This is a genomic window from Actinomadura sp. NPDC000929 (assembly GCF_040492065.1).
Taxonomy (GTDB): domain Bacteria; phylum Actinomycetota; class Actinomycetes; order Streptosporangiales; family Streptosporangiaceae; genus Spirillospora; species Spirillospora verrucosospora.
Genome location: NZ_JBEUPA010000222.1, coordinates 1 through 9,838, shown reverse-complemented (window position 1 = coordinate 9,838; position 9,838 = coordinate 1). Strand labels below are relative to the sequence as shown.

At 73.9% G+C, this 9,838-nt stretch carries 11 protein-coding genes; all 11 read right to left on the bottom strand.

The genetic code is table 11. The features are described from left to right. Positions 1 to 166: 166 nt before the first annotated feature. Positions 167 to 958: a hypothetical protein gene (locus ABWI04_RS39860; RefSeq protein WP_345175398.1), complete on the bottom strand. Its 792-nt coding sequence runs from the start codon at positions 956 to 958 to the stop codon at positions 167 to 169. Positions 959 to 1,028: 70 nt separating this feature from the next. Further along, positions 1,029 to 1,754: a VIT1/CCC1 transporter family protein gene (locus tag ABWI04_RS39855; RefSeq protein WP_353835641.1), complete on the bottom strand. Its 726-nt coding sequence runs from the start codon at positions 1,752 to 1,754 to the stop codon at positions 1,029 to 1,031. Positions 1,755 to 1,766: 12 nt separating this feature from the next. Beyond that, on the bottom strand, positions 1,767 to 3,110 hold the full coding sequence (gene lgt / locus ABWI04_RS39850) for a prolipoprotein diacylglyceryl transferase (protein WP_353835640.1): 1,344 nt from the start codon (positions 3,108 to 3,110) through the stop codon (positions 1,767 to 1,769). Positions 3,111 to 3,153: 43 nt separating this feature from the next. Further along, positions 3,154 to 4,002, bottom strand: coding sequence for a DsbA family protein (locus tag ABWI04_RS39845; protein ID WP_345175402.1), 849 nt, complete (start codon positions 4,000 to 4,002; stop codon positions 3,154 to 3,156). 154 nt (positions 4,003 to 4,156) lie between these two features. Beyond that, complete coding sequence (locus tag ABWI04_RS39840; protein WP_345175404.1) at positions 4,157 to 4,933, bottom strand: DsbA family protein; 777 nt, start codon at positions 4,931 to 4,933, stop codon at positions 4,157 to 4,159. 60 nt (positions 4,934 to 4,993) lie between these two features. Then, positions 4,994 to 5,485 (bottom strand): vitamin K epoxide reductase family protein, encoded by a 492-nt coding sequence (locus tag ABWI04_RS39835; protein WP_345175406.1) that lies wholly within the window; start codon positions 5,483 to 5,485, stop codon positions 4,994 to 4,996. A gap of 172 nt (positions 5,486 to 5,657) precedes the next feature. Continuing rightward, positions 5,658 to 6,470: a tryptophan synthase subunit alpha gene (gene trpA / locus ABWI04_RS39830; protein WP_345175408.1), complete on the bottom strand. Its 813-nt coding sequence runs from the start codon at positions 6,468 to 6,470 to the stop codon at positions 5,658 to 5,660. After that, entirely contained in the window at positions 6,467 to 7,699 is a 1,233-nt protein-coding gene (gene trpB, locus ABWI04_RS39825; RefSeq protein ID WP_353835639.1) for a tryptophan synthase subunit beta, read from the bottom strand. Before trpB ends, trpA begins: the two co-directional genes overlap by 4 nt. Positions 7,700 to 7,828: 129 nt before the next feature. Continuing rightward, the gene (gene trpC / locus ABWI04_RS39820) at positions 7,829 to 8,635 is read right to left on the bottom strand and encodes an indole-3-glycerol phosphate synthase TrpC (protein ID WP_345175413.1); all 807 of its coding nucleotides are present in this window, start codon (positions 8,633 to 8,635) and stop codon (positions 7,829 to 7,831) included. Between the two features lie 113 nt (positions 8,636 to 8,748). Further along, on the bottom strand, positions 8,749 to 9,159 hold the full coding sequence (locus ABWI04_RS39815) for a DUF2752 domain-containing protein (RefSeq protein WP_353835638.1): 411 nt from the start codon (positions 9,157 to 9,159) through the stop codon (positions 8,749 to 8,751). A gap of 10 nt (positions 9,160 to 9,169) precedes the next feature. Next, a partial coding sequence (locus ABWI04_RS39810; RefSeq protein WP_502913216.1) for a response regulator transcription factor occupies positions 9,170 to 9,838 on the bottom strand: 669 nt, incomplete at its 5' end.

Here is a 9,838-nt window from a genome sequence, read left to right as displayed (position 1 = left end):
GCGCGGGCCGCCCGACCGGGACTGCGGGGTCCGGCGCGCGGGAGGCTGCCGGCGGCCCGGGCGGCTCACCGGAGGCCGCCCCGAGCCGCCGCGGCGGTGCTCATCGGGATCCACGACCGCGCAGACTACTCGCCGCCGGCGGGCGGCGCGCCCGCACCCGGCCGGATCACTGCCCGGTCTTCCCGCCGGAGACCAGGTCGAGGCGCCCGTACAGGAAGTCGGCGGCGTTCTCGATGGCCAGGCTCACATCGATCATCTCGTTCAGCGAGGCGGGCTGCGCGCCGCCGGCCCGCTCCACCCACGTGACCACGGCGTAGTGGCCGTAGGTCTTGGTGTAGGCGGCGGTGAAGCCCGGCCCGAATGCCGGGACGCCCTTCGGCTGCAGCGGGGACACCCAGCCGGCGGCGGTCGCCGGCTCCAGGTCGCGGAGGATCTGCTTGACGCCCTCCTCGCTCACGAGGTTGATCACGGCGAACTGGCCGACGTGCCTCTTGTCGGCGCTGACGTAGGCCGCGCGGGCGATCTGGGTGCACTGGTACTTGGCGAGGTCGCCCTGCAGCCGGCCGCCCCAGGTGGCGGTCTTGCAGTCGGCGCTCAGCTGGGACTCGGCCAGCGTGAACGTGTACTTGCCCGACTTGAGCGTCTTGGTGGAGAACGCCTCGCCCTCGGTGATCGGACGGGGGTCGTTCGAGCGGGAGGCGAGCTTGGCGAAGCCCTCGCCGAGGTAGTCCGGCGCGTACGCGGTCGGCACCGCGCGCTGCTGCGGCTTCGCCTCGTCGCCGCCGCCGGTCAGCAGGACCACCGCGACCACCGCGACGATCACAGCGACCAGCGCGGCGGCCGCGCCCAGCAGCAGCTTCGGACTGGGGAGCTTGCGGCCGGACTTGTCCTCCGGCCAGAAGTCCCGCCGGCGGCCCTCGGCGGCCTCGGCGGAACCGGTGTCAGAAGCCTCGATCACAGCCCCGGAGCTTAGCGGTCCGGATCCCCCTCGCGCGGCCAAAAGGGTGTTTCGCCCAGATTCCTTGGGGCTACAGCCCGTTACTGCCGATCAGTGCGCCGAACCCGTAGGTGATCAACGCCGCGGCGGCGCCGAACAGCAGCTGCCGCGACCCGCCGAACCACCACGCCCGGGCCGTGATCCGCGACACCAGCGCCCCGGCGCAGAAGAGCCCGAGCGCCGCGATGCCCGCCGCGGGCCACAGGCTGGTCGCGCCCAGCAGGTACGGCAGCACCGGCAGCAGCGCGCCGACCGCGAACGACAGGAACGACGAGCCCGCCGCCAGGACCGGCGAGGGCAGGTCGCCGAGCGTCACCCCGAGCTCCTCCCGGGCGTGCACCTCCAGGGCCTCCTCGGGGTCGCGCGACAGCTGCCGCGCGACCTCGGCGGCCGTCTCGGGGTCGACGCCGCGCGCCTCGAAGACCTCGGCCAGCTCCCGCTGCTCGGCCACCGGGTGGCGGGCCAGCTCCAGCCGCTCCACCTCGATCTCCGCCTGCGCCAGCTCCGACTGGGAGGCGACCGAGATGTACTCCCCCGCCGCCATCGAGAACGCACCCGCCGCCAACCCCGCCAGGCCCGCCAGCAGCACGACCTTCTGGGTCGCCTGGCCGCCCGCGACCCCGGCGATCAGGGCGAAGTTGGAGACCAGCCCGTCCATCGCGCCGAACACCGCGGGCCGCAGCCAGCCGCCGGTGACGTCCCGGTGCTGGTGGTGCTGCTCCGGCCGCACGCCGTGCTTCTCATCTGTGTCGGACACCGTCGCCGTTTCCTACTTCCCGTCCTTGACGGGCTCCCCCTTCTCCACCCGGTCGTGGGCGGTGGCACCGTCAGCCTCATTCTCCCCGGCTTCGTCCTCCGCCTCGGCGGCGGGGGTCTCGGTGCGGGCCCCGGCCTCGGGCTCGGCCTCGGGGTCGCTCTCGGGCTCGGGCTCGGGCTCGGGGTCGGCCTCGGGCTCGGCCGGCTCGTCGGCCTTCGCCTCCGGTGCGGGACCCTCCTCAGGGGCCTCGGGGGCCTCGGGGGCGGGCTCGGGCTCCTCGGAGGACGTCGCCTCCGGCTCCCCGCCGTCCGCCTCGGGCGCTGCCTCCGGCTCCCCGGCCGCCGGGGCGGGCTCCTCGGTCTCCGGGGCCGCGGCCTCGGCCACCTCGTCCTGCGCCGCAGGCTCCTCGGCCGGTTCCTCGTCCGCATGCCCCGCGGCGGCCACGGCGGTGGTGCCGTCCGGCTCCTCGGGTTCCGCCGCGGCGGGGGCGGCGGACGGCGCGGCCGACGCCGGGGCGCCGACGTTCTCCGGGCCGGTGCGCCCGCGGGCCAGGTACAGGTAGGCGACCGCGCCGGCGAAGACGACGATGGACGTCCAGTCGTTGAGCCTCAGCCCGAGGACGTGGTGGGCGTCGTCGATGCGCAGCGCCTCGATCCAGCCGCGCCCGACGGTGTAGGCGGCGACGTAGAGGGCGAAGGCGCGCCCGTGCGTGAGCTTGTAGCGGCGGTCGGCCCAGATCACCAGGATCGCGACGCCGACGCACCACAGCGACTCGTACAGGAACGTCGGATGGTAGGTGGCGACGTCGGCGTACTTGGGGTCGAGGCCGGGCCCGCCGTCCAGCATCGGCCGGTGGTTCTCGTCGATCTTCAGTGCCCAGAAGGTGTCCAGCGGGCGGCCGTACAGCTCCTGGTTCCAGTAGTTGCCCCAGCGGCCGATCGCCTGCGCGAGCGCGATGCCCGGGGCCACCGCGTCGCCGAGCGCCAGCACCGAGATCCCCCGCCGCCGGCAGCCGATGATCGCGCCGACCGCGCCGAGCGCGACGGCGCCCCAGATGCCGAGGCCGCCCTTCCAGACCTCCAGGGCCCGGATCGGGTCGCCGCCCTCCCCGAAGTAGCGCTGGTAGTCGGTGACCACGTGGTAGAGCCGCCCGCCGACCAGGCCGAACGGCACCGCCCACACGGCCACGTCGATGATCACGCCGGGGGTGCCGCCCTTGGCGGCCCAGCGGCGCTCGCCCAGCCAGACCGCGGCGACGATGCCAAGGATGATCATGATGGCGTAGGCGCGCAGCGGCACGGGGCCGAGGTGCCAGACGCCCTGCGAGGGACTCGGTATGTAGGCGACCGGGTGCATGACCGTTGACGTTACCGCCTCCGGGGCACAGCGCGCGCCTCCTCTAGGACCGCGACGAGATCGTCATCATCGCGGCCCCCTCGCCGGAGCGCCCCGCCGTGCCGCCGGACTGCGTGCTCCCCGGCTGGGGCGTGCCGCCGCCGGCCTCCGCGACGGCCTTCCTGAGGTCGTCCGGCGAGGCCAGGGCGTCGTTGCCGACCTTCTTGCCGTTCAGCGCGAGGTACGGGGTCGCGTCGACGCCCGCCCGCCCGGCCTGGGCGCTCGCCTGGTCCACCGTTTTGATCTTCTGGTCGCCGCGGACGCAGGCGCCGAAGGAGGGGTCGGTGACCCCCAGCTGCTCGCCCCACCTGACGAGGTCGCCGGTGGAGAAGCCCGTGTCGCCCTCGGGCGGCTGCTCGGCGTAGAGCTTGTCGTGGTAGGCGACCCAGTGGTCGGCGGGCATGCAGGCGGCGGCGTTCGCGGCCCGCCGGGAGTTCGACATCAGCGGGTCCTGCTGGAAGAGCTGGAACGGCCGGTAGACGACCCTGACCTTGCCCTGCGCGGCGAGCTCCTTCATCGTCGCGCCGACCCGCTCCTCCATGGCCTTGCACGCGGGGCACTGGAAGTCCTCCCAGACGTCCAGGACCGGGGAGGAGACCCCCGGCTGCGCCATGGCGACCGACCCGTCCTGCTGGCGGGCGGCGGGCGCCAGCGCGCCCTTGTAGGAGTTCTGGAGGGGCTTCTCGCCGGTCCGGGACAGCGCGACGACGACCACCACGACCGCGACCGCCGCCACGGTGAGGGCGCCGAGGGCGACGAGCAGCGCCCGCCGGCGCCGGCGCCGGACCGCGGCCCGCGTCCGTTCGTCCGCGAGCCGCTTGCGCGCGGACGGTTCCCTGCCCTGCTCGCTCATCGATCCCCCGATCGCTACTCTGCGTGTTGGTGAGCGTCTACGAGAGTAGCGGGCAAGGCCCCGCCGGACGGCGGAAAAGCGCCACGCCGCGCCGTCCCGGGAGGGGACGGCGCGGCGTGGCGCTTCGGCGTTCAGGCGTCCTGGACGCGGCCGGTCACTTGCTGGCGGCGGCCGCGGCGTCGATCGCCGCCCGCAGCCCGGCGGGGTTCATGAACTGCGTCTGGTCGAGCTGCTTGCCGTTCAGGAAGACGCTCGGGGTGCCCTGGACGCCGCGGTCCTGGAGGGCGTACTTGGTCATCGCGTCGACCGTCGACTTCTTCTGCTCGTCCCGCACGCACTTCTCGAAGTTCGGGTCGGTGACGCCGACGTCCTTGCCCCACTTGACGAGGTCGTCGGGCGAGAAGCCCTTCTCGCCCTCGGGGGGCTGGAACTTGAAGAGCGCGTCGTGGTAGGAGACCCACTGGCCGGCGGGCACGCACAGCGCCGCCTCGGCCGAGCGCAGCGAGTTGATCCGGACGGGGTCCTTCTGCTGCCCGAACAGGTGGAACGGCCGGTAGACGACCTTGACCTTGCCCTGCTGGGCGAGCTGCTGGACGGTCTTGCCGGTGGCGGCCTCGAACTGCTTGCAGATCGGGCACTGGAAGTCCTCGAAGATCTCCAGTTCCGGCTTGCTCACCCCGGACTGCGCCATGAGGATGGAGCCGTCGGCCTGGCGGCTGACGGGGGCGAGCGCGCCCTGGTGCACCTCGGCCCGGCCGTTCTTGTTCTTCTGGTCGATGATGAGGACGGTCGCGACCACGACCACCGCCACGACCACCACCGACCCGAGGACGATGGCGAGCAGCCGCCGCTGCTTCTCCCGCGCCGCCTGCCGCTTGCGCTCGGCGGCCAGGCGCTCCCTCGCGGACCGCTCTCGTGCGGCCTTGCTCATTGGTTCTCCTATAGCGTGCGGACCCGCGCCGGCAGAGTGCGGCGCGCTACGACGGCGAGACTAGTCGACCTGGCCGACCCGCCGGAATTCGTCGGCCAGGACGAGGAGGAACAGCAGGACGGTGATGACGTGGACGCCGGTGCACCACAGGCAGATCTTGTGCAGGAGCGCCAGCTCCACGGTCACCAGATAGACCACGAACAGCACGCCCACCGCGACGGACGCGATCCGTCCCCAGCGCAGCGGCGGCCAGGTCGACCGCAGCGCCCACGGCGTCATCAGCGCGCCGAACGCCAGGAAGAACGCCAGGCCGTACAGCGGCATCGGGAGGCCCGCCAGGGTGGAGTACTCGCTGGTGGTGACGGCGTGGCAGTCGACGGTCCTGGACGCCGAGCACACCAGGGCGCCCTCGTCGTAGTGCGAGATCGTGAGGTACACGGAGATGCCGAACCCGGCGAGGGTCAGCACCCACGCCGTGATCTGGAGCCACGCGGGGGGCAGCGGTTGCCGCACGGCCCCGGCCCGGCTCTTCACCGTCATCTCTTGCGTCATCGTGTTCCTCCCGGGACCGCCTGTGCCGGCGACCACACCCTATTGGCTGCCGGCGGTCCCACAAGCCTTCAACTCGGGTGAGGGCGCGGCGAGTTCCCGCGACCTGGCGGGACGTCCGGGCGGAGCCGGGTTTCGCCGGTCCCGCGCGGACGCCCCGGGCTGTCCGGAATGATCAGCGGACGTGCCGCACGCCCGCGGCGAGCTCCTCGGTGAGCTCCCGGACCCCGGCGAGACCGGAGGCGAGGTCGGGGGCGTCCAGCAGGCGGCGGATGAACGCCGATCCGACGATCACGCCGTCGGCGAACCCGGCGACCTCGGCGGCCTGGGCGCCGGTGCCGACGCCGAGGCCGAGGCCGACCGGCAGGCCCGTGCCGTCCTCGTCCACGACGGCGCGGGTCCGCTCGACCAGCCGCTGGGCGCCGGTGTCGAGGGCGGAGCGGGCGCCGGTGACGCCCATCAGCGAGGCCGCGTAGACGAAGCCGCGGCACGCCCGGGTGATCGTCCCGATGCGCTCGTCGGTGGAGCTGAGCGCGACGAGGAACACGCGGTCGAGGCCGTGGGCGTCGGACGCCTCCAGCCACGGCCCGGCCTCCTCGGGCGAGAGGTCGGGCGTGATCAGGCCGGATCCGCCGGCGGAGGCGAGGTCGCGGGCGAACCGGTCGACGCCGTAGTGGTCGACCGGGTTCCAGTACGTCATCACGAGGACCGGGACGCCGGTGGCCGCGACGGCCTCGACCGTGCGGAACACGTCGGCGACGCGGACGCCGCCGACGAGCGCCCGGTGGACGGCGTCCTGGATGGTGGGGCCGTCCATCATCGGGTCGGTGTAGGGCAGGCCGATCTCGATGACGTCGCAGCCCGCGTCCACCATCGTCCTGGCCGCCTGCACGGCGCCCTCGTAGCTGGGGAACCCCGCGGGCAGGTATCCGACGAGGGCGGCGCGCCCGTCGGCCCTGGCCTTGTCGTAGGCGATCCGGGCGCTCACGCGTTCTCTCCCTCGGGCATCAGGCCGAAGAAGGCGGCGGCCGTGTGCATGTCCTTGTCGCCCCGTCCGGACAGGCAGACGACGATCGTGGCGTCCGGGCCGAGCTCCTTGCCGACCTTGAGCGCGCCGGCGAGCGCGTGCGCGGACTCGATCGCCGGGATGATGCCCTCGGTGCGGCACAGCAGCGCGAACGCCTCCATCGCCTCGGCGTCGGTGATCTCGCGGTACTCGGCGCGGCCGGTCTCGTGCAGCCACGAGTGCTCGGGACCGACGCCGGGGTAGTCGAGCCCGGCCGAGATCGAGTGGGTCTCCAGGGTCTGGCCGTCCTCGTCCTGCAGCAGGTAGGTCCGCATGCCGTGGATGACGCCGAGGGAGCCGCCGACGAGGGTCGCGGCGTGCTTGCCGGTGGCGACGCCCTCGCCGCCCGCCTCGAACCCGATCAGCCGGACGGACTCGTCGCCGACGAACGCGTGGAAGGTGCCGATCGCGTTGGAGCCGCCGCCCACGCAGGCGACGACGGCGTCCGGGAGGGCGCCGGTCATCTCCACGCACTGCCGCCTGGCCTCCACGCCGATGACGCGCTGGAAGTCGCGGACCATCACCGGGAACGGGTGCGGGCCCATCACCGAGCCGATGCAGTAGTGGGTGTCCTCGACGCTGGCGACCCAGTCGCGGAACGCCTCGTTGCAGGCGTCCTTGAGGGTGCGGCTGCCGGTCCGGACGGGGACCACCTCGGCGCCGAGCATCCGCATCCGGGCGACGTTGAGGGCCTGCCGCTCGGTGTCGACCTCGCCCATGTAGACGGTGCAGCTCAGGCCGAGCAGGGCCGCGGCGGTGGCGGTGGCGACGCCGTGCTGGCCGGCGCCGGTCTCGGCGATCACGCGGGACTTGCCCATCCGCCGCGTGAGCAGCGCCTGGCCGAGCACGTTGTTGATCTTGTGGGAGCCGGTGTGGTTGAGGTCCTCGCGCTTGAGCAGCACCCGGGCTCCCGCGTGCTCGGAGAAGCGCCGGGCCTCCGTCAGCAGGCTGGGACGGCCCGCGTAGCCGGCGAGCAGGTCCTCCAGCTCGGCGACGAAGGCCGGGTCGTTCTTGGCGGTCTCGAACTCGCGAGCGAGCTCGTCCAGGGCCGCCATGAGGGCCTCGGGGGCGAAGCGCCCGCCGAAGGGGCCGAAGTGGCCCGTGGCGTCGGGCAGGGCTTCAGCACCGCGCGCGGCGGTGTCCATGGTCATGAGAAAACGCGTCCTGTCGTGGGAGAAGCGGCTGATCCGGTCACTGGGGTCCTGGACTAGCCCCGCCATCGCTCCCGGAGCGGTTCGACCTGCATGCCCGTAACCCTATCCACTCGTCGCGGGGGTTTCTCAGCCGCTCTGGCGCAGCGCCGGGTGGGCGCCGGCGGCGACGAGGTCGGCGACCGCGGCGCGCGGGTCCTTGCCGATCACGAGGCTTTCCCCGACCAGCACCGCGTCGGCGCCGCTGGAGGCGTAGGCGAGCAGGTCGTGCGGGCCCCGCACCCCGGACTCGGCGACCTTCACGACGTCCTTGGGGATGAGGGGCGCGACCCGGGCGAACACGCCGCGGTCGACCTGCAGCGTGCGCAGGTCGCGGGCGTTCACGCCGATGACCTTGGCGCCGGCGTCGACCGCGCGGGCCGCCTCCTCCTCGGTGTGCACCTCGACGAGCGGGACGAGCCCGATCGACTCGGCGCGCTCGACCAGCGAGACCAGCGCGTCCTGCTCCAGCGCGGCGACGATCAGCAGCGCCATGTCGGCGCCCGCGGCCCGCGCCTCCCACAGCTGGTAGGAGGTGACGATGAAGTCCTTGCGCAGGAGGGCGACGTCGACGTTGGCGCGGACCTCGGCGAGGTCGGCCAGGCTGCCGCCGAACCGGCGCCGCTCGGTCAGCACGCTGATCACCTTGGCGCCGCCGGCCTCGTAGTCGCGGGCGAGCGCGGCGGGGTCGGCGATCGCGGCGAGCGCGCCCTTGGACGGGCTGCTGCGCTTGACCTCGGCGATGACCGAGACGCCCTGCCCCCGCAGCGCGCCGAGCGCGTCCCTCGGGGCCGGGGCCTTCGCCGCCCGCTCCTTGAGGGCGTCGAGCGGGACCTCGCGCTGCCTGTCGGCGAGATCGGCCCGGACGCCTTCGATGATCTCGTCCAAAACGCTCAAGGTCGCAGGCCCCCTATTTCAGGTCGTTCCGTGCACCGATCGTAGCCGCCCCCTCCGACGCGTCCCGCACCCGGGAGGGCCGTGCGGTCTCCCCGCCGGCCGGGCCGCGCGCGTCAGGGCGCGAGCACGTGCGCGAACGGCAGGTTGCGCGCGATCCAGTAGACGATGAGAAGGCCGACGAACGAATACGCGACGGCCGGCTTGAACAGCGCGGACCGCATGGGCAGCCCCTGCGCGGTCCTGACCGTCCACCGCGCGTACAGGTAGCCGAAGACCGGCAGCAGGACGAAGAGCAGCGGGTTGAGGCCGAACGCGGTGCCCGCGTGCCCGTGCGCGAGCGCGTAGACGAGCCGCGTCATCCCGCACCCGGGGCAGTAGTAGCCGGTCAGCGTCAGGAAGGGGCAGCCTGGGTAGTGCCCCGGCTCGTTGGGGTCCGCCCGCAGCGCGATCACCAGGACCCCGCCGGCGACCCCGGCGAGCACGGCCGCGTGCGGCAGCAACGCTTGTGGGCGCGCGCGAGTCACGCCGTCCACCCTAGGCGTCCAGGACGTAGCCGACGCCGCGCACCGTCCTGATGGGGTTGCCTTCGCCGAGCTTGGCCCGCAGCTGGGCGACGTGGACGTCGACGGTGCGGCTTCCGGCGCCGGCGCCGGGCCCCCATGCTGCGTCGAGCAGCTGCTCGCGGGTGAAGACGCGGCCGGGGTTCGCCATCAGGAATTCGAGGAGGTCGAACTCGGTGACGGTGAGGGCGACGCGGCGTTCGCCGACGAGGGCCGCCCGGTCGCGGGGTTCGAGGGCGACGCGGCCGGCGCGCAGGGGGCCGGGCGCCTGGGCGGGCGCGCCGGCGCGCAGGGCCTCGGCGACGGCCGCGACGAGGACGCGGGGCCCGAAGGGCCGCTCGACGCGGTGGTCGCCGAGGGCGCGTTCGATCATCGGGTCGAGGGGCCCGGTGACGGCGACGACGGGCGCGGGCCGGACGGTGTCGGCGACGCGCCGGTACAGGTCGACGGGCAGCGCGGTGGTGGACAGGTCGAGGACGACGACGTCGGGGCGCCGGCGCCGGGCGGCGGCGGGCGCCCGCGCGGGGTCGGCCTCGATCTCGACGTCGAAGCCCTCCCGGGCGAGGTAGCGGCGTTCCAGCTCGGCGACGGCGGGGGGGGGGGGGGTAACGTGCGCGGCCCCCCCCCCCGCGGCCCGCCCGCG